This window comes from Mycobacterium sp. VKM Ac-1816D (genome assembly GCF_000416385.1).
Lineage (GTDB): Bacteria > Actinomycetota > Actinomycetes > Mycobacteriales > Mycobacteriaceae > Mycobacterium > Mycobacterium neoaurum_A.
Map to the genome: position 1 here is coordinate 22,376 of NZ_AOHQ01000132.1, position 18,564 is coordinate 40,939.

Sequence of the window (18,564 nt, forward strand, 5' to 3'; positions counted from 1 at the left end):
TACACCTGCGGCAAACCGGCGGAACCTGCGGGATCAGGACGCGCCGAGCACCGCGGCCTCACTGCGGCGCTGCTGCGCCCGGCGCATCGCGGCGATCGGGTCGGCGTAGAGGCCGCCGAGGGAAACCACACCGGCACCGGCCTCCTGCACCCGGTTGCCGAACGCCGTCACGCGGATATCGCGCGCACCCAGCACCGAGCGGTCCGCGAACGCCCGCTCCACCAGTTCCATCCCCTCGGGATATTCGGTGAAGGCCTGCCCGCCGACGACGAGGTCGTCGGGGTTGAGCATGTCGCGCAGCAGGGCCACCGCCTCGCCGAGCACGCGGGCCCGTTCGGCCAGCAGGGCGCGGGCTCCCTCGTGGCCGCCGCGCGCGGCCCGCAGCAGCGTCGCCATCGTCGAGGTGGGGCCCTCGGCCGGGATGATGCGCTGCGCCCTGGCCGCGGTGAGGACCGCCTCGTCGCTGACGGTCGACTCCAGTTTCCCTGAGCCACCGAGCAATTCGGAGCTGACCGGCAACGCCGCGATGGTGCCCGGTCCACTGGCCGGCGAGTGCACCCGCCCGCCGATGGACAGCGCGTAACCGACGGTCTCCCTGGCATACACGTAGAGGCTGGTTCCGGCCTGCGTGTTCGGGCGGCGCACGGCGAGCAGCAGTTCGGCACCGGCCATCGCGTCCACGTGCGAGGCGACCGAGACCGGCAGCCCGAGCGTCTCGGCAAGCACCGGCCCGACGGGCGCCTCGGCCCAGCCCAACCGCGGGTGGTCGAGATACCCCGAGGTGCTGTCTACCACGCCGCCGCTGGCGACACCGACCCACAGCGGGCGGCGCCGATGCCAGCGGCTCAGGTAGCGGCTCGCGCTGCCGGCCAGTGCGGCCAGCGCCGCGCTCTGGCTGCCGCGCGGGGTAGGCGTCTCGACGACATCGAGGGTGCGGCCGAACAGATCGGTGGCGACGATGCTGGTGGTCTTGGCGCCGATGTGCAGGCCGAGGGTCAGAAACGGCTCGTGGTTCACCTCGACCGGGATCCGGGGACGGCCGATCGCCCCGGACACCGCGAGATCGGCCCGCTCACGCAGCACACCGGCGTCGAGCAGGGCGGTGACCTGGCGGTTCACCGTGGCGATGCTCAGGCCGGTGACCCGGGCGATCGCGTCACGGGCGATCGGTCCGCGCTGCCGGGCGGCACCGAAGACCGATGCCGCGGCCACCTCGGCGACCTTGAGTGACGGCGCGACGATGTGATGGCGGGCCAGCAGGGCGCGCTTGGCGTGGGCGGCGGGGGTCTGACGAACAACGGTGGCGGTGCTCACGATGGGTGTCCTCTGGGCTGGGTCGTGGAAGGGGTGGGCTTCTGCCACACCGGCGACTCAGCGGGACGAACGAGGTCCTCGGGTCAGCAGGGCGCGGCGGGTGCGCAACAACAACACGCACTCCGCACGGCGAGACGGCTCGCCTGGCTGATCGAGATCACGGCGTCAAGGTAACACGGGGATCGCCTCCCGCGCGACGGGTGGATACCGCGGCCTAGTGTTGTCACCATGACGACCTCAACCGACAAGCGCCGCGTCGCGGTGGTCACCGGCGCCAGTGCCGGCATTGGTGAAGCGACCGCCAAAACCCTTGCCTCCCTTGGTTTTCACGTGGTCTGCGTGGCCCGCCGCGAGGCCCCCATCCGGGCGCTGGCCGCCGAGATCGACGGCACCGCGATTGTGGCGGACGTCACTGACCCGGCCGCGGTCGCGTCGCTGGCCGAGCGGCTGGATCGCGTCGACGTGCTCGTCAACAACGCCGGCGGCGCCCGCGGCCTGGAGTCGGTGGCCGAGGCCGATATCGAGCACTGGCGCTGGATGTGGGAGTCCAACGTGCTGGGCACCCTGCAGGTCACCAAGGCGCTGCTGGGAAAGCTGATCGACTCCGGTGACGGGCTCATCGTCACCGTCACCTCGATCGCCGCCCTGGAGACCTACGACAACGGATCGGGCTACACCTCGGCCAAGCACGCCCAGGGCGTGCTGCACCGCACCCTGCGCAGCGAGCTGTTCGGAAAACCCGTGCGGCTCACCGAAGTTGCGCCGGGCATGGTCAAGACCGACTTCTCACTGAACCGCTTCGACGGTGACGAGGGCCGCGCCGAGAAGGTGTACGCCGGGGTGACCCCGCTGGTCGCCGAGGACATCGCCGAGGTCATCGGGTTCGTCGCCAGCCGGCCGTCACACGTCGACCTGGACCTGATCGTGGTGCGCCCGCGCGATCAGGTGACCGGCGCGACCGGCTCCCGGATCAATCGCCGGACCTAACGGCCCGCCGTCGTCGGCGCCGCGGTCGAAGTCGAGGTCGATGTCGGAGTCGAGGTCGGGGTTCCCGACGGCGTCGGCGCGCCGCTCGGGGTGACCGGAGCGGTCACCGGAATGCCCGAGGGCGGGCTGTCCTTGCTCAGCGCCGACATGGCCTGCCACTCGCTCCACGGCACCGCCCAGTCCCAGATGTCACCATCGGCGTAGGACAGGTCGATGCGGGTGCCGGTCACCTCGACCGGGTCGCCGTACATCGCGGTCTGGAAGTACTGTTCGGCATCCGTCAGCGAGAGGTTGATGCACCCGTTGGTGACGTTGCTGTTGCCCTGGGCGCCCGAGCTGGCCGGGTTGGCGTGGATGAACTCGCCGTTGTTGGAGATGCGCACCGCGAAGCGTTCCCGCACGTTGGCGTAACCCGCGGCCGGGTTGGTCATGTAGAAGTCCTCGTACTTCTCGGTGACCACGTGGATACCGCTGCGCGTGACGTTGCGGTCCAGGTCGCCCTCGCCGTAGCTGCACGGGAAGTCCATGATGACCGCGCCCGCACCGTCGAGCACCTGGATGCGGTGGCTGGAGGCCTCGGCCTTGACCACCTGGCGACGCCCGATGGTGAAGTCCAGCGTCGAGTCGGCCGCGCCGTAGGCCTGCGGCCCGAACTTCACCCCGTAGAGGTCGGCGTCCACATGCACGGTGGTGCCGGTCGGGTAGTAATCCTTGGTCCGCCAGTGCACCCGCGAACCACCGGCCTCATCCGGTAGCCAGGCCCAACTGCCCTCCACCGCCGGGGTGGTGGTGACCTTGAGCGCCTTCTCCACGTCCGCGCGGTGCTCGTCGGCGATCGCCGCGTCGAACTGCAGGATGATCGGCGCCGCGACGCCGACGGTCTGACCGTCGGACAACTGGAACTGACCGTTGACGGTGGTCTGCGGGTTCACCGTGCGGAAGCCGCCGGTGACGGGTACCGCCTGGCCGTCCTGGCCGACCACCGAACCGGACCAGGTGTATTCGGCCCCGTAGCCCAGCGGTTCGGAGACGGTGAATTCGGTGCGGTCGCGGTTGAGTTTGCCGGCGACCACCTTGCCGTTGGCATTGGTCAGGGCGATCTTCTGGAACCAGCCGTCGCTGACGACCACTCCGGCTGGCGACGTCGGGGTGATGTCGGTGGCCGCATCGTCCGGGGTCAGCGTGACGGTAGGCGCCTTGGCGGCGGCGGATTCCTCGGCTTGGGAAGTTCCGGCGGGCTTACCGGCGCAGGCCGCCAGCAGTCCGGCACCGCCCAAGCCCATCAATGCGAGCGCACGACGCCGGCTCAGCGGCGCGTTCTCGGACTCGGCGGGGGGTCTCACGTGGACCAAGAGTACCTAGAGCACGCAGCCGACCAGTACGGGCTCGGGTGTGAGTTCGATCCCGAATCGTGCGCGGACACCATCCCGAACGGCCCTGGCCAGGGCCAGGACATCGGCGGTGCCGGCGCCGCCGCGGTTGGTCAGGGCCAGCGCATGCTTGGTGGACAACCGCGCGAGCCCATCGTCGCCGGGATATCCCTTGCCGAAACCGGCCTGCTCGACGAGCCAGCCGGCGGCCAGCTTGACCCCGTCGGGGGCCGGATAGTGCGGAACCGGCCGGTCGAGGGCGTCCCGCAGCCGCTCGTAGGCCTGCTCGGTGACGACCGGATTGGTGAAGAACGATCCGACGCTCCAGGTGTCATGGTCGTCCTCGTCGAGCACCATGCCCTTGGCGGCACGCAGCTGCAGCACCGCCGCGCGCACCCGGTCCGGCTCGACCCGCTGCCCCGGCTCGGCGCCGAGGCGGGCGGCCAGTTCGCCGTAGCGCATCGGCGCGGACAGACCGTCGGCGTTGAGGGTGAACTCGACTTCGGCGACGATGACGGCCGACTGGTGCTTCAGCACGCTGTGCCGGTAACCGAACTCCAGCCGGTGCGGACCCACCCATTCGGTCAGCCCCGTCCGGCGGTCCAGGATCCGCACCCGGGAGATGGTGTCGGCCACCTCCGCGCCATAGGCGCCCACGTTCTGGACGGGGGTGGCCCCGGCGGATCCGGGGATACCCGACAGGCACTCCAGGCCACCGAGACCGTGCGCCAGCGCGGCCACCACGACGTCGTCCCACAGCGCGCCCGCCTCGGCCCGCAGCACCGCACCGTCCACCGAGATGCCGGTGGTGGCGATCCGGACCACCGTCAGTCCGGTGAGATCGTCGGCGAGGACAACATTGGATCCACCGGCCAGCACCAGCACATCCTCGGAGACCGGTAGCGCCGTCAGCGTGGCGATCAGCTGTTCGGTGCTATCGCAGGTGATCAGACGCCGCGCCACCGGACCGACGCGCAATGTCGTCCACGGGGCGATGGCGACGTTCTCGGCAACCGCCGCACCGGCGAAAGTCGGACTGACCACGGACGCTAACGGTAGCGTGCCGACTATGCCGCGTACCCATGACATGGCGGCCGCGTACGGATGCAGCGTCACGGAGTTGTTCGAGGCCTTCACCGACCGGACGTACTGGCTCGAGCGGCTGGAGAAGTCCGGTTGCGACGCGGTCAACCTCGACGAGCTGGCCACCCGCCCCGACGGCGGCCTGGACATCGGCACCACGCAGATCGTGCGGTTCCACCGCCTGCCCGGCTTCGTCAGCCAACTCCATTCCGGCGACCTGACACTGGTGCGCACCGAATCGTGGGCACCGATCGTCGACGGGCGGACCTCGGGCACCATCACCGGTACGGTGCCCGGTGCACCGGTACGGGTCACCGGGAAGGCCGCATTGCGTGACAGCGCCGACGGTGCCCAGCTGGACGTCCGTGTCGTGACCGAGGTGCGCATCCCGTTGGTGGGCGGCAAGATCGAGGGCTTCATCGGTGGCCAACTGGCCGAGATGGTCCGTCTGGAGCAGGAGTTCACCGAGACGTGGGTCAGGGACCGCAGCTGAACAAACCCGTCGGCTCGCCACAGGGCAAACCCGTCGGCTCGCCACAGGGCAAACCCGTCGGCTCGCCGACGCGTGGCACCACGGGGTACAACCGGCTGCGCCGCAGCGACCGCTGGCTCGTGCATTCGCCGCGGGTGCGGGCCGCCCTGCACGCCGCCACCGACCCGCTGGTGGTGGATCTCGGCTACGGCGCACTGCCCATCACGACGCTGGAGTTGGCCGCGCGATTGCAGACGGTGCGCGCCGACGTGCAGGTGACGGGCCTGGAGATCCACCCGGAGCGGGTGCGCATCGCTCAGCGATCGGCCACGGCCGCAGTGCAATTCGGGCTCGGCGGGTTCGAGCTTGCCGGGTTGCGTCCGGTACTGGTGCGCGCGTTCAACGTGCTGCGCCAGTATCCGGTCGAGCAGGTCGAGCCGGCCTGGGCGCAGCTGTGCCGGCGGCTGGCTCCGGGCGGCCTGCTGGTCGACGGCACCTGCGACGAGCTCGGGCGGCGCTGCTGCTGGGTGCTCCTGGACGCCGACGGGCCGCTCAGCCTGACCCTGGCGTGCGATCCGTTCGATATCGACAGGCCGTCGGATCTGGCCGAGCGACTGCCCAAGATCCTCATCCACCGCAATGTCGACGGGCAACCGGTCCACGCCCTGCTGGCGGCCGCCGACCGGGCCTGGGCCGGCGCGGCCGGGCACGGGGTGTTCGGCCCGCGAGTGCGCTGGCGGGCGATGCTCGAACAATTGCGCGCCGAGGGTTTCGCCGTGGACCCGCCGCGGAGACGACTGCGCGACGGGGTGCTCTCGGTGCCGTGGGCGACCGTCGCCGGGCACGGCTAGCCTCGAGCCCATGCGGATTGCCCTGGCTCAGATCCGGTCCGGTACCGACCCGGCGGCCAATCTCGAGCTGGTCGACCGGTACGCCGCCGAGGCCGCCGAGGCCGGTGCCCGGTTGGTGTTGTTCCCGGAGGCGACCATGTGCCGGTTCGGGGTGCCACTGGGGCCGGTGGCCGAACCGCTGGACGGCCGCTGGGCCGACGGGGTGCGCCGGATCGCCGCGCGCACCGGCATCACCGTCGTGGCCGGCATGTTCCGCCCGGCCGACGAAGCGCCCGCCGGCCGGGTCACCAACACCCTGCTGGCCGTCGGTGCGGGCGTCGACGCGCACTACGACAAGATCCACCTCTACGACGCGTTCGGCTTCACCGAATCCGCGACCGTCGCCCCCGGCTCACAGCCCACCGTCATCGACGTCGACGGCGTGGGCGTCGGGCTGACACTGTGCTACGACATCCGCTTTCCCGAGCTCTACCTCGAGCTCGCCGATCGCGGTGCACAGCTCATCACGGTGCACGCGTCGTGGGGCACCGGCCCGGGCAAGCTCGACCAGTGGACCTTGCTGGCCCGGGCCAGGGCCATCGACACCACCGGCATCGTGGCGGCCGTCGGGCAGGCCTACCCCGGCAATGAGATCGCCGCACTGGGCCCGACCGGTGTCGGGGGCAGCCTGGTCGCCTCGGCGACCGGCGAGATCATCGCCGCCGCCGAGGCCGATCCGCAGCTGGTGGTCACCGATATCGACCTTGCCGCCGCCGCGAAGGCCCGGGACGCCATCGCGGTGCTGGTTAACCGCGTCCGGTTCGCTAAGGCACAATCGACTGCGTGACCGATCCCTGGGCCCGCCCCACCGACGGTGTGAACCCGCCGCCGTCCGAAGCGCCGGCAGCAGCGCCCGCCGAACCGACGGTGTCGACGTCCACATCGACCCCGATATCGACTCCCCCCTCGAGCCCGCCACCGTCCCCGCCGTCGAGCTCGAACAAGTTCACGAAGCTCTTCCGGGATCCGCTGTCGATCGTGCTGGTGGTGGTGATCGTCGCCGCCCTGGCGCTGGCCGGCGTCGTCGGCGCCGAGCTGATCGCACGCAAGATCGCCGACGACACCGTCTCGCGGGTCACCTCCTGCGTCGTGCAGGACAACGTCGACGTATCGTTCGGCCCCCGGCCGTTCCTGCTGCAGCACTTCGCCAAGAACTACAACAACATCACCGCGACCACGGCGGGCAACCGCATCCGTGAAGCCGAGGGGATGAAGGCCGAGATCGTCATCAACGATGTCCGGGTCACCGGAAACCCCGAGTCACCGGGCACCGTGGGCGCGCTGGACGCCACCATCACGTGGTCGACCGATGGCATCAAGCGCACCATCCAAAACGCCGTTCCGCTGGTCGGCAGCTTCGTCAACGGTGTGACCACCAACCCCGCCGACGGGACCGTGGAACTGCAGGGCACGCTGGGCAGCATCGTCGCCAAGCCCGTGGTGCGTAACCAGGAGCTGACGCTGACCGTCGAGCGCCTGACCGGCCTGGGCTTCGTGCTCCCGCGTGAGAGCGTCCAGCCTGCGCTGGACGCGTTCCTCAAGCAGATGACCGAGAACTACCCGATGGGCATCCACGCCGACAGCGTCGAGGTCACCGATACCGGCGTGGTCGCGAAGTTCTCCACCCGCAACGGTGTCATGCCCCCGGGCCGCAGCGGCGCCGGCGGCGACCCGTGTTTCGCCGGATTGCCCTAGCTAGAACGGTTCTTCGGTGCCGCCGGGATTACAGCCGGCGGCAACGAGTTCGGCGTCGCTGACGACGGGCCGCCACGGCTCCAGATTCCAGCTCGTCTTACCGGGCTCGACGAACTCGGCGAACTGCCAGTGGCAGTTGAACTGGGACTGCATACCTGGGATATCGGCCTCCGGGGCCAGCGACAGCACCTGCGACCAGGCCTGGTTCTGCTGGGCCTGGGTACCGGGAATCGCGGCCTGCGAGCGGCCGAGGGCCGTGGGATACACGCGCAGGCTCTTCAGGTCGCCCCACTGCACCCATTCGGTGTGATCGATATAGGCCGGTTCGGTCTCGGCGGTCGAGATGGCCGCCGGGCCGGCCAGCAGCAGCCCCGCCGAGCAGAGGACGACGGCTGCGATATCGCGGTGACGCATCGGTTCAGCGCGACTTTCCCTGGATCTCCAGCAGTTTGGGCCGCACGTCGACCAGATACACACCGGCGGCGCAAGCGCCGATCGCGGCACCGAACCCGCCGCTGATCAGCAGGCTCAACAGCACTCCCGCGCCGAGGATCAACAGCCACACCGGCTTGGTGAGCTTGCCCGCGGCGGTGTAGGCGTCCGGGCGCTGCATCGCGGCGTGGATGAACGCGTAGAGGCCCACCAGCGCAACGACAATGCCCAGGGCAAAAAGAATGGCACCCGCCAGGTTTGCAAGCATCACACTTGCAGCCTATGCGGGTGCCACCTTGTTGGCGAACCTACTTCTGGGTGACCTTCTTGGCCGGAGCCTTCTTGGCGGCCGGAGCGGCGGCCTTCTTGGCGGCGGTGGCAGGGGTGGCCTTCTTGGCCGGAGCCTTCTTGGCCGGGGCGGCCTTGGCGGGCTCGGCGGCCTCGGCGCGCTTGGGCAGCTCGACGCCGACCAGCTTGGCGGCGCGCTCACCGACCGCGCGGGTCTGGCTGGCGACGGTGCCCAGCGCATCCTGGGTCAGCTCGACAGCCTGGTCGGTGACCTCTTCGACGCGCGAGGCGGCCTCTTCCAGCGCCGGCTGGTTGCGCAGGCGCTCCAGGGCGGCCTCACCGCGCTCGACCAGCTTGTTGTACTGGCTCTGCGCCTCGTCGGCGTACTTGTCGGCAAGCTTGCGCAGCTCCTCGGAGGTCAGCTTGTCGCGCAGCTCGTCGAACTGCGACGGCAGCTCTTCCTGGAGCTTGTTGAGCCGGGCGCGGCCTTCCTCGACGCGGGTCTCGGCGTCGGAGCGGGCGTCACCGGCGCGGTCGCGCAGGGTCTCGACGATCTCGTTGACCTTGGCCAGTGCCAGGTCGGCGGCGCCGACCGCGGCCAGCAGCGGGGCCTTGAGATCTTCGATGGTGGGCTGATTCTTCTCGGTCATGACGATTCCTTTCAGACAGTGGACGGTTGCGCCGGTGCGGCGTCTTCGGTGTCGAGATGGTCGGTCTCGGCCTCGGCGTCGGCCTTCTGCGCGGCCTCGGCTTCCGCTTCGTTCTGCTGACAGAACGATGTGTAGATGTCGAGCAGCACCTGCTTCTGCCGCTCGGTGATGGCGGTATCGGTGACGATGGCATCGCGCACTTTGTTGCCCTCGCTGGGTTCGAGCATCCCGGCTTGGATGTAGAGCACCTCGGCGGAGACCCGGAGTGCCTTGGCGATCTGGTTGAGCACATCAGCCGACGGTTTCCGCAGTCCCCGCTCGATCTGGCTGAGGTAGGGATTGCTGACCCCGGCCTTCTCGGCGAGTTGGCGCACCGATACCTGCGCCGCCTCGCGTTGAGTTCTGATGTAGCTGCCGATGTCGTGCGCAGCGGTTGCCACGACGCCGGCGAGGTTGTCGTCCTGCGTCATGGTGCCTCCTTCATCCGTAGCTTTTGGCTGACGTATTCCACGGTGGCACGAGGTGCTAACTATTGCAAGCAGTCTGCTAGCAGTCTCAGAAGAGGACCTGGGCGGCGGTGTAGATGGCCAGCCCTGCCAACGACCCGACCACGGTGCCGTTGATACGGATGAACTGCAGGTCACGGCCCACATGGAGCTCGATTCGGCGGCTCGCCTCGTCGGCATCCCAGCGCTCGATCGTCTCGGTGATGATCGCTGTGATCTCCGTCCCATATTGCGAAACGAGGTGCTGGGCACCCCGCACGATCCAGGCGTCGACCTTGGTCCGCAGGTCGGCGTCATCGCGCAGCGACTCCCCGATCCGGACCACAGTGTCGGCCACCCGGCCGCGCAACGCCGAGGACGGATCCTCCACCGATTCGAGCAGGATCCGCTTGGCCGTCGTCCACGCGGTCTCGGCGGCGCGCGCGACCTCGTCGCGGGCCATGATCTGTTCCTTGACGTTCTCGGCCCGCTGGATGGTGGCGGCGTCGTTCTGCAGGTCGCCGGCGAACTCGAAGAGGAACTTGGTGGCCGAGCGGCGCAACTCATGGTTGGGGTCGCGGCGCACCTTGTCGGTGAAGTCCATCAACTCGCGATGGATGCGGTCGCCGACCAGATGGTCCACCCAGCGCGGCGACCAGGTCGGGGAATCCCGCTCGATCACCCGCTCGATCACCTCGCCGGAGTTCAGCGACCATTGGAAGGCGCGGTCGGCCAGCAGCTGCAGCAGCGCCTCCTGGCGCCCCTCGTCGAGCAGGCTGGTCAGCACCCGGCCGATCGGCGGACCCCACTGGGGCTCGGCGATGCGCTTGACGATCATCCGGTCCAGCACCTGCTGGACATCCTCGTCACGCAGCATCTCCACCAGCACCCGCAGCACCGTCGCGACCTCGGCAGCAACCCGCTCGGCGTTGCGCTCGTCGGCCAGCCACTTGCCGGTGCGCGAGGCGACGTCCGCGTCACGCAACTTGGTGGCGATCACGTCGGGTGACATGAAGTTCTCCCGGACGAAGGCGCCGAGCCCCTCGCCGAGTTGGTCCTTCTTGCGTTTGATGATCGCGGTGTGCGGAATCGGGATACCCAGCGGGTGCTTGAACAGCGCGGTCACCGCGAACCAGTCGGCCAACGCGCCGACCATGCCCGCCTCCGCCGCGGCCCGCACATAACCCACCCACGGCGCCGCGTCACCGCGCGACTGCAGCCACGTGCACGCCAGGAACACCACGGTGGCGCCGACGAGAAAACCCGTCGCCACGACCTTCATCCGGCGCAACGCCAGCCTGCGTTGTTCGTCGGCAACCGAATCGGCACCGGCCAGCGACTCAGCAAAACTTCTCTGCACCACTCCCCCATCATCCGCCAACGCGCAGCCGGCTCGTCCACCGTAGTATCAAGGCGACCTAGTGAACGGAATGGAACTCTCGACGGTGGCACAGCAGGGCTCCGCGGCGGTGAAGACAGACGGCCGCAAACGACGCTGGCATCAGCACAAAGTCGAACGGCGCAATGAGCTCGTCGACGGCACGCTGGAGGCCATCCGCCGTCGTGGCGCCAACGTGAGCATGGACGAGATCGCCGCGGAGATCGGTGTGTCGAAAACCGTGCTCTACCGCTACTTCGTCGACAAGAACGATCTGACGACCGCGGTCATGATGCGCTTCGCCCAGACCACCCTGATCCCCAACATGGCCGCCGCGCTGTCGACCGATCTGGACGGCTACGAACTGGTCCGCGAGATCACCCGGGTCTATGTCGACACGGTGGCCTCCGAACCCGAGCCCTACCGATTCGTCATGTCCAACAACTCGTCGGCGCGCACCAAGGCGATCAACGATTCCGAGCAGATCATCGCCAGGATGCTGGCGGTGATGCTGCGCCGCCGGATGCAGGCGGCAGGCATGGATACCGGCGGGGTCGAGCCGTGGGCGTTCCACATCGTCGGTGGGGTGCAGCTGGCCACCCACTCCTGGATGTCCAACCAGCGGATGACCGCCGACCAGCTGATCGACTACCTGACGATGCTGTCCTGGAGCGCGCTGCGCGGCATCGTCGAGGTCGGCGGATCGCTGGAGAAGTTCAACGCCCAGGCCCATCCGTCCCCCGCGCTGCCGCCACACCTGCTTGACTGAGACGTTGTGAGCCAGGACAACACCTCCGAACTGTCGAAGCTGTGGAGCCACGAACCCCACACCCATCTGAAATTCCGCCCCGGGGACAAGGTCTCCGAGATCAACGCCGAGGCCACCCCGGGGTTCACCGGGTCCAAGTCCGACGCCCCGGCCCTGGCCGCCGAGCGCGGTGAGCGGTTCGCCGGTCTGCAGGAGATGCTCTACGCCAACAGCCGCAGCGGTGACCACCGGTCGGTGCTGCTGGTGTTGCAGGGCATGGACACCGCAGGCAAGGGCGGTATCGTCAAACACGTTGTGGGAGCAGGTAATCCACAAGGCATCCAGTACACCAGCTTCGGCAAGCCGACGCCCGAGGAGCTCTCGCACCATTACCTGTGGCGGATCAACAAGGCGTTGCCGTCGGCCGGGCACATCGGCGTCTTCGACCGGTCACATTACGAGGACGTCCTGATCGTGCGGGTGCACAATCTGGTGCCGCCGGACGTCTGGGGTGCGCGCTACGACGAGATCAACGCCTTCGAGCGCGAACTCGTCGACACCGGCACCACCATCGTCAAGGTGGCGATGTTCGTCTCGCTCGACGAGCAGAAGCAGCGGCTGACCGACCGGCTCGAGCGACCGGACAAGTACTGGAAGTACAACCCCGCCGATGTCGACGAGCGGCTGAAATGGCCGCTGTATCAGGAGGCGTACCAGGCGATGCTGGACAAGACGTCCACCGACTACGCCCCGTGGCACATCGTGCCGTGCAACCGGAAGTGGTACAGCCGGCTGGCGGTCCTGGAACTGCTGATCGAGGCGCTCAAGAGCCTGGACCTGAGCTGGCCGCCCGCCGAGTTCGACGTCGAGGCCGAGAAGAAGCGGTTGGCATCTGCCTGACCCTCGCGCCGACACTACGGTTTGTGGCGCTTAGTAGCCGGTTCGACGCCAGAAACCGTAGTCTCGACGCCCGAATGGGTCTACTTGACGAGCGTGAACTGCCCGATGTTGGTGATACCCCGGCGGAAGAAGTCGGCGCACCCGACCAGGTACTTCATGTACCGGTCGTAGACCTCCTGGCCCTGCATGGCGATCGCCTGGTCCTTGGCCGCCTCCAGGTTGGCCGCCCACATGTCCAGCGTGCGGGCGTAGTGCGGCTGCAGCAGGTGGATGCGCTGCAGGTCGAAGCCGGTATCGGCGGCCAGCTTCTCGATGTCCTCGACAGCGGGCAGCTGGCCGCCCGGGAAGATCTCCTCACCGATGAACTTCATGAACTTCAGGTCGCTGAGCGTGACCTTGATGCCGTTGGTGCGGAAGAACTCCTGGGTGTGGGCCAAGATCGTGTGCAGCAGCATCCGGCCATCAGCGGGCAGGATGTCGTAGGCACGTTGGAAGAACAGCGGGTAACGCTCGGCCTTGAAGGCTTCGAACGCGCCGATGGAGACGATGCGATCGACGGGCTCGTTGAACTCTTCCCAGCCCTGCAGCCGGATCTCGACATTGCGCGTGGTCTCGACCTTGGCCAGCCGGGCACGGGCGTAATCGGACTGCGCCTTGCTCAGCGTGATGCCGATGACGTTGACGTCGTAGTTGATGAGCGCTCGTTCCAGCGCACCGCCCCAGCCGCAGCCGATGTCGAGCAGGGTCATCCCCGGCTCCAGCCCCAATTTGCCCAGCGCCAGGTCGAACTTGGCGTTCTGCGACTCGTCGAGGGTCATGTCCTCGCGCTCGTAATAGCCGCAGGTATAGCCCATCGTGGGTCCGAGGAACAGCGCGAAGAAGTCGTTGGAGATGTCGTAGATGGACTGCGACTCCTCGTAATACGGCTCCAGACCGGACTCAACCTTCGACATACGAACACAACCCCTGGTGTTGATCAGAAATGACGTTGGCAGGCGCTCACGATTCAGCGGCCCCCGCATCGCATTCGACGACTTTACCCCATGCGGCCCGGCCAGATCGTTAGCCAAGCTCAGTAACTATAAAAGCCCTTACCCGATTTCTTGCCGAGGTGACCGGCCTCGACCATGCGCAGCAGCAACGGCGGCGGGGCGTACAGCGGCTCCTTGAACTCCTCGAACATCTTGTCCGCGATCAGCTTCAGGGTGTCGAGTCCGACCAGGTCGGACAACCGCAGTGGGCCCATCGGGTGCGACAGCCCGCCGACGACAGCGGTGTCGACATCCTCGATGGTGGCGAACCCGGACTCGACCATGCGGACCGCCGACAGCAGGAACGGCACCAGCAGCGCATTGACGACAAATCCTGATCGGTCCGAACACCGCACCACCTGCTTGCCCAGCACGTTGGCGGCGAAGTCCTCGGCCCGCGCCGCGGCGGCCTCGTCGGTCACCAGCGTCGAGATCAACTCGACCAACGGCAACACCGGCACCGGGTTGAAGAAGTGCAGGCCCAGCACCCGCTGCGGATTCTGCGTCGCCGCAGCGATCTTCATGATCGGAATGCTGGAGGTGTTCGACGCCAGCACGGCATCGGGGTCGGTGATGACCTGGTCGAGCTCGGCGAAGACCTTCGCCTTGACGTTCTCGTCCTCGACGATCGCCTCGATGGTCAGCTGGCGGTCGGCCATATCGGCCAGGCTGGTGGTGAACGCCAACCTCGCGATGGCCGCGTCACGATCGGCCTCGCTGAGCTTGCCCTTGGCCGCGGCCCGGTCCAGCGACGCGGTGAGCCGCGTGCGGCCGGCAGCGATCAGATCGTCGTTGGGCTCGAAGACCAGCACCTGGGCTCCGGCCTTCGCGCACACCTCGGCGATCCCGGCGCCCATCTGCCCGGCGCCGATGACACCCACCCGTTCGATGCTCAACTGATTCTCCTTGACTCCGGACAGCCGTCAGGCCCCGCCCGCGATGCACGGACGGGGCCTGACGCTATCAACCCCTGATTGCGAAGGCTTAGTGGCTCAGGTTGTCGGTTCCACTTCGCAAGCTCAGTGGAACTGGCCCTCTTCGGTCGAACCTGCCAGCGCGGTGGTCGAGCTGGTCGGGTCCACGGTGGTGGCGATCCGGTCGAAGTAGCCGGCGCCGACCTCGCGCTGGTGCTTGGTGGCGGTGTAACCACGCTCTTCGGCGGCGAACTCGCGCTCCTGCAGCTCGACATAGGCGCTCATCTGGTTGCGGGCGTAGCCGTAGGCCAGATCGAACATCGAGTAGTTCAGGGCGTGGAAGCCGGCGAGGGTGATGAACTGGAACTTGAAGCCCATCGCACCCAGTTCCTTCTGGAACTTGGCGATCGTGTCGTCGTCGAGGTGCTGCTTCCAGTTGAACGACGGCGAGCAGTTGTAGGCCAGCATCTGGTCCGGGAACTCGCTCTTGACGCCCTCGGCGAACTTCTTGGCCAGCTCCAGGTCCGGGGTGCCGGTCTCCATCCAGATCAGATCGGAGTACGGGGCGTAGGCCTTGGCGCGGGCGATGCAGGGCTCCAGGCCGTTCTTCACGCGGTAGAAGCCTTCGGCGGTGCGCTCGCCGGTGATGAACGGCTGGTCGCGCTCGTCGACATCGGAGGTGATCAGGGTGGCGGCCTCGGCATCGGTACGGGCGATGACCACGGTCGGCACGTCGGCCACGTCCGCCGCGAGGCGGGCCGAGGTCAGGGTCCGGATGTGCTGCTGGGTGGGGATGAGCACCTTGCCACCGAGGTGGCCGCACTTCTTCTCCGAGGCCAACTGGTCCTCCCAGTGCGAACCGGCGACACCCGCGGCGATCATGGCCTTCTGCAGCTCGTAGACGTTCAGCGCACCGCCGAAGCCAGCTTCGCCGTCGGCGACGATCGGGGCCAGCCAGTTCTCGACCGAGGTGTCACCCTCGACCTTGGCGATCTCGTCGGCACGCAGCAGCGCGTTGTTGATGCGGCGGATGACCTGCGGCACCGAGTTGGCCGGGTAGAGGCTCTGGTCGGGGTAGGTGTGACCGGAGAGGTTCGCGTCACCGGCGACCTGCCACCCGGACAGGTAGATGGCCTTCAGGCCGGCACGCACCTGCTGCACGGCCATGTTGCCGGTCAGCGCGCCGAGCGAGTTGACGAAATCCATGTTGTGGAGCTGCTCCCACAGCACCTCGGCGCCACGGCGGGCCAGCGTCGCCTCTTCGACGACCGTGCCCTGCAGTGCGACGACGTCCTTGGGGGTGTAGGTGCGGGTGATGCCCTTCCAGCGGGGGTTGTGGTCCCAATCGTGCTGGATCTGCTCCGGGCTCTTCGGCGTGCCAACGGTGGACATGGTTGCTCCTATCGATTTCGGCAACTCGATTTGTTAACGCTGCAGCGATTTCCACTGAGCTGATGCTTCGAGCATGCCTCACGCCATATGCCCAGGTCCACCCGTTTCGCTTGCCAACTTCGTCCAATGCGCTCAGCCATTTTGCTAATTTTGCGAATCGGTGACCCCGCTTTACCGGTTCAGAACCTACCGACGGGTAGGGGGTTTGCGCTGGTCAGTACGTCCGTACTGTTAAAAGGTGGGAGTCACCGATTGAAGATCGCCGCGACCGCTTTGGTCTCGTCGCCGACGGCATATGTGAGCGTTGTAACAGTCCGGTCGGCAAGATCCGGACCGAACCGATCCGTCGAACCCGCGGGGTGGGTGTGCCGGATGATCTCCAGGTCGTCGCCGAGCGCCACCGGCAGATCGTGCTCGATGGTCACCCGCAGCGGCCTTTCCAGCAGCTCCGGCCGAGTGCCGAGGAAGTCCTCGACGACGCTCCAGTACACCGAGTTGTTCATATGGTCGAAGATGTCGATATCGCTGACGCGAACCGGATACGGCCGGATCTCCTCGGCGTCCGCACGGGCACCGGCCTTCAGGTAGGCCTTCCACCGGAGCCGGTCCACATCGGTGGTCCGGCGCAGACCGGACAGGAAGTCATCGGAGATCCGCGCCGGTCCCTGCGTATCGGCGTTGATGTTGATCCAGAACGCCTCGGATTCCATGAGTCCGCCCTTGCGGCCGTCGATGCGGACCCGCATCTCGCACCACCGATTCGACGTGCCCGAACACCAGCGCCGTAACCGCAGCATGTCCTTGAACTCGATCGGCCTGATCAGGTCGATCATGGTGCGCCGCACGATCCACAGCGGGTGGGTCTCCTCGTAGCCCATCTCCCGCAGCTGATCGGAACCGATGTCCTGGATGTGCCGGGTGGCGGCATCGAACTTCAGGCGACCGGTCCGGTCCACGTCGGCGACCCGCAGCGGCCACTGGGTGTCGAACACATCGGGGTGCGGGTCGGGCACGGGCATCATGGTCTTGGCCAAGCCGGTCATTCCTCCAATATGGCCTGCGAAGAATGCAAAGCCAACCTTTGCAAGTCATTACCCTGGACGGGTGGCAAAGACCTTCGTCGGATCCCGGATCCGTCAGCTGCGGCGGGAACGGGGCTTCAGCCAGGCTGCGTTGGCACAGATGCTCGACATCTCCCCCAGCTACCTCAACCAGATCGAGCACGACGTCCGGCCGCTGACAGTGTCGGTGCTCCTGCGCATCACCGAGGTGTTCGGCGTGGATGCCGGGTTCTTCGCATCCCAGGACGACACCCGGCTGGTCGCCGAGCTTCGCGAGGTCACCCTGGACCGCGATGTGGACATCGACATCGATGCCGGCGAACTCGCCGATGTGGTCAGCGCCCACCCGGCCATCGCGCGGGCGATGGTCAACCTGCACCAGCGGTACCGGCTCACCACCACCCAGCTGGCCGCCGCCACCGAGGGCCGGTTCAGCACGTCGGAATCCGGCTCCGGCGCGATCACCATGCCGCACGAGGAAGTCCGCGACTACTTCTACCAACGGCAGAATTACCTGCACGAACTCGACACCGCCGCAGAAGATCTGACCATCCGGATGCGCATGCACCGGGCCGAGCTGACCCGCGAGCTCTCCGACCGGCTGACCCGCGTGCACGGCGTGCGCATCGTGCGGCGCACCGATCTCGGCGACAACGTGTTGCACCGATACGACCCACAGACCCGCATCCTGCAGGTCGGTGACCACCTGTCCGGCGGACAGTTCGTCTTCAAGCTGGCCGCCGAACTGGGTTACCTGGAGTTCGGCGATCTGATCGACAAGCTGGTCGAGGACGGCCATTTCACCAGCGACGAGTCGCGCACCCTGGCCCGGCTGGGACTGGCGAACTACTTCGCCGCGGCAATCGTGCTGCCGTACAGACAATTTCACGAGATCGCGGGCAAATTCCGCTACGACGTCGAGCGCCTCTCGGCGCACTACGCGGTGTCCTATGAGACCGTCGCACACCGGCTCTCGACATTGCAGCGGCCCGATATGCGCGGCGTTCCACTGTCATTCGTGCGCGTCGACCGGGCGGGCAACATGTCCAAGCGACAGTCGGCCACCGGTTTCCACTTCTCGTCCAGCGGCGGCACATGTCCGCTGTGGAACGTCTACGAGACCTTCGCCAACCCGGGCAAGATCCTGGTCCAGATCGCCCAGATGCCCGACGGCCGCAACTACATGTGGGTGGCACGCACCGTCGAACGCCGCGCAGCCCGTTACGGCCAGCCCGGGAAGACGTTCGCGATAGGCCTGGGCTGCGAGCTGCGCCACGCGCACCGGCTGGTCTACTCCGAGGGGCTGGACCTAGCGGGAGATCGGGTCACGGCCACTCCGATCGGCGCCGGCTGCCGGGTCTGCGAACGCGACAACTGCACCCAACGCGCCTTTCCCGCCCTCGGTAAGGCGCTCGACCTCGACGAGCACCGCAGCACGGTGTCCCCGTATCTGGTGCGCACTACCTAGACTCGG

At 67.5% G+C, this 18,564-nt stretch carries 20 protein-coding genes; 8 read left to right on the forward strand and 12 right to left on the reverse strand.

Going from position 1 to position 18,564, the window contains the following annotated elements:
- Nucleotides 1-33: 33 nt before the first annotated feature.
- Nucleotides 34-1,260, reverse strand: a complete 1,227-nt coding sequence (locus tag G154_RS11735; protein WP_234713053.1) for an ROK family protein — start codon at nt 1,258-1,260, stop codon at nt 34-36.
- Nucleotides 1,261-1,542: 282 nt separating this feature from the next.
- On the opposite strand from G154_RS11735, the gene G154_RS11740 reads away from it, so the two are divergent.
- A complete protein-coding gene (locus G154_RS11740) occupies nt 1,543-2,301 on the forward strand; it encodes an SDR family oxidoreductase (protein ID WP_019513795.1) in 759 nt (252 codons plus the stop codon).
- On the opposite strand, the gene G154_RS11745 is transcribed toward G154_RS11740, so the two are convergent.
- Complete coding sequence (locus G154_RS11745) at nt 2,298-3,584, reverse strand: Ig-like domain-containing protein (protein ID WP_045546369.1); 1,287 nt, start codon at nt 3,582-3,584, stop codon at nt 2,298-2,300. The two genes, G154_RS11740 and G154_RS11745, sit on opposite strands and share 4 nt — an antisense overlap.
- Nucleotides 3,585-3,659: 75 nt before the next feature.
- A complete protein-coding gene (locus G154_RS11750; RefSeq protein ID WP_019513793.1) occupies nt 3,660-4,715 on the reverse strand; it encodes a UDP-N-acetylmuramate dehydrogenase in 1,056 nt (351 codons plus the stop codon).
- A 25-nt stretch (nt 4,716-4,740) separates the two neighbouring features.
- On the opposite strand from G154_RS11750, the gene G154_RS11755 reads away from it, so the two are divergent.
- Genes G154_RS11755 through G154_RS11770 form a run of 4 tightly spaced genes read left to right on the forward strand, consistent with a single transcriptional unit; the run spans nt 4,741 to nt 7,811 of the window.
- Nucleotides 4,741-5,247 carry a DUF2505 domain-containing protein gene (locus tag G154_RS11755; RefSeq protein ID WP_023985263.1) on the forward strand — a complete coding sequence of 169 codons (507 nt, stop codon included), beginning with the start codon at nt 4,741-4,743 and terminating at the stop codon, nt 5,245-5,247.
- The gene (locus G154_RS11760; protein WP_045546427.1) at nt 5,244-6,077 is read left to right on the forward strand and encodes a class I SAM-dependent methyltransferase; all 834 of its coding nucleotides are present in this window, start codon (nt 5,244-5,246) and stop codon (nt 6,075-6,077) included. Before G154_RS11755 ends, G154_RS11760 begins: the two co-directional genes overlap by 4 nt.
- 10 nt (nt 6,078-6,087) lie before the next feature.
- Nucleotides 6,088-6,903 carry a carbon-nitrogen hydrolase family protein gene (locus G154_RS11765; RefSeq protein ID WP_019513790.1) on the forward strand — a complete coding sequence of 272 codons (816 nt, stop codon included), beginning with the start codon at nt 6,088-6,090 and terminating at the stop codon, nt 6,901-6,903.
- The gene (locus G154_RS11770; protein WP_019513789.1) at nt 6,900-7,811 is read left to right on the forward strand and encodes a DUF2993 domain-containing protein; all 912 of its coding nucleotides are present in this window, start codon (nt 6,900-6,902) and stop codon (nt 7,809-7,811) included. The genes G154_RS11765 and G154_RS11770 overlap by 4 nt, the downstream gene beginning before the upstream one ends.
- Here G154_RS11770 and G154_RS11775 read toward each other — a convergent pair whose 3' ends face one another.
- The 5 genes from G154_RS11775 to G154_RS11795 all read right to left on the reverse strand — a co-directional run bounded on the left by G154_RS11775 (nt 7,812) and on the right by G154_RS11795 (nt 11,029).
- Nucleotides 7,812-8,225, reverse strand: coding sequence for a DUF2599 domain-containing protein (locus G154_RS11775; protein WP_019513788.1), 414 nt, complete (start codon nt 8,223-8,225; stop codon nt 7,812-7,814).
- A 4-nt stretch (nt 8,226-8,229) separates the two neighbouring features.
- Nucleotides 8,230-8,511 carry a DUF2516 family protein gene (locus G154_RS11780; RefSeq protein WP_187697576.1) on the reverse strand — a complete coding sequence of 94 codons (282 nt, stop codon included), beginning with the start codon at nt 8,509-8,511 and terminating at the stop codon, nt 8,230-8,232.
- Between the two features lie 40 nt (nt 8,512-8,551).
- A complete protein-coding gene (locus tag G154_RS11785; protein WP_019513786.1) occupies nt 8,552-9,181 on the reverse strand; it encodes a heparin-binding hemagglutinin in 630 nt (209 codons plus the stop codon).
- Nucleotides 9,182-9,192: 11 nt separating this feature from the next.
- Nucleotides 9,193-9,651: a helix-turn-helix domain-containing protein gene (locus G154_RS11790; protein ID WP_019513785.1), complete on the reverse strand. Its 459-nt coding sequence runs from the start codon at nt 9,649-9,651 to the stop codon at nt 9,193-9,195.
- A gap of 85 nt (nt 9,652-9,736) precedes the next feature.
- Nucleotides 9,737-11,029: a DUF445 domain-containing protein gene (locus tag G154_RS11795; protein ID WP_019513784.1), complete on the reverse strand. Its 1,293-nt coding sequence runs from the start codon at nt 11,027-11,029 to the stop codon at nt 9,737-9,739.
- Nucleotides 11,030-11,111: 82 nt separating this feature from the next.
- Here G154_RS11795 and G154_RS11800 point away from each other — a divergent pair, with 82 nt between their 5' ends.
- Both G154_RS11800 and G154_RS11805 read left to right on the forward strand, forming a co-directional pair.
- Entirely contained in the window at nt 11,112-11,813 is a 702-nt protein-coding gene (locus G154_RS11800; RefSeq protein ID WP_023985261.1) for a TetR/AcrR family transcriptional regulator, read from the forward strand.
- A 6-nt stretch (nt 11,814-11,819) separates the two neighbouring features.
- Complete coding sequence (locus tag G154_RS11805; protein WP_019513782.1) at nt 11,820-12,692, forward strand: polyphosphate kinase 2 family protein; 873 nt, start codon at nt 11,820-11,822, stop codon at nt 12,690-12,692.
- Nucleotides 12,693-12,772: 80 nt separating this feature from the next.
- Here the strand turns inward: G154_RS11805 and G154_RS11810 are convergent, their stop codons facing one another.
- From G154_RS11810 to G154_RS11825, 4 genes are all read right to left on the reverse strand, one after another.
- Nucleotides 12,773-13,645 (reverse strand): cyclopropane mycolic acid synthase family methyltransferase, encoded by an 873-nt coding sequence (locus tag G154_RS11810; RefSeq protein ID WP_019513781.1) that lies wholly within the window; start codon nt 13,643-13,645, stop codon nt 12,773-12,775.
- Nucleotides 13,646-13,764: 119 nt separating this feature from the next.
- Nucleotides 13,765-14,619, reverse strand: coding sequence for a 3-hydroxybutyryl-CoA dehydrogenase (locus G154_RS11815; RefSeq protein WP_023985260.1), 855 nt, complete (start codon nt 14,617-14,619; stop codon nt 13,765-13,767).
- A gap of 123 nt (nt 14,620-14,742) precedes the next feature.
- Nucleotides 14,743-16,029, reverse strand: coding sequence for an isocitrate lyase (gene aceA, locus G154_RS11820; protein WP_019513779.1), 1,287 nt, complete (start codon nt 16,027-16,029; stop codon nt 14,743-14,745).
- 245 nt (nt 16,030-16,274) lie between these two features.
- Nucleotides 16,275-17,072, reverse strand: a complete 798-nt coding sequence (locus G154_RS11825) for an acyl-[acyl-carrier-protein] thioesterase (RefSeq protein WP_019513778.1) — start codon at nt 17,070-17,072, stop codon at nt 16,275-16,277.
- 61 nt (nt 17,073-17,133) lie between these two features.
- On the opposite strand from G154_RS11825, the gene ramB reads away from it, so the two are divergent.
- Nucleotides 17,134-18,558 carry an acetate metabolism transcriptional regulator RamB gene (gene ramB, locus G154_RS11830; RefSeq protein ID WP_019513777.1) on the forward strand — a complete coding sequence of 475 codons (1,425 nt, stop codon included), beginning with the start codon at nt 17,134-17,136 and terminating at the stop codon, nt 18,556-18,558.
- The last annotated feature ends 6 nt before the right edge of the window (nt 18,559-18,564 follow it).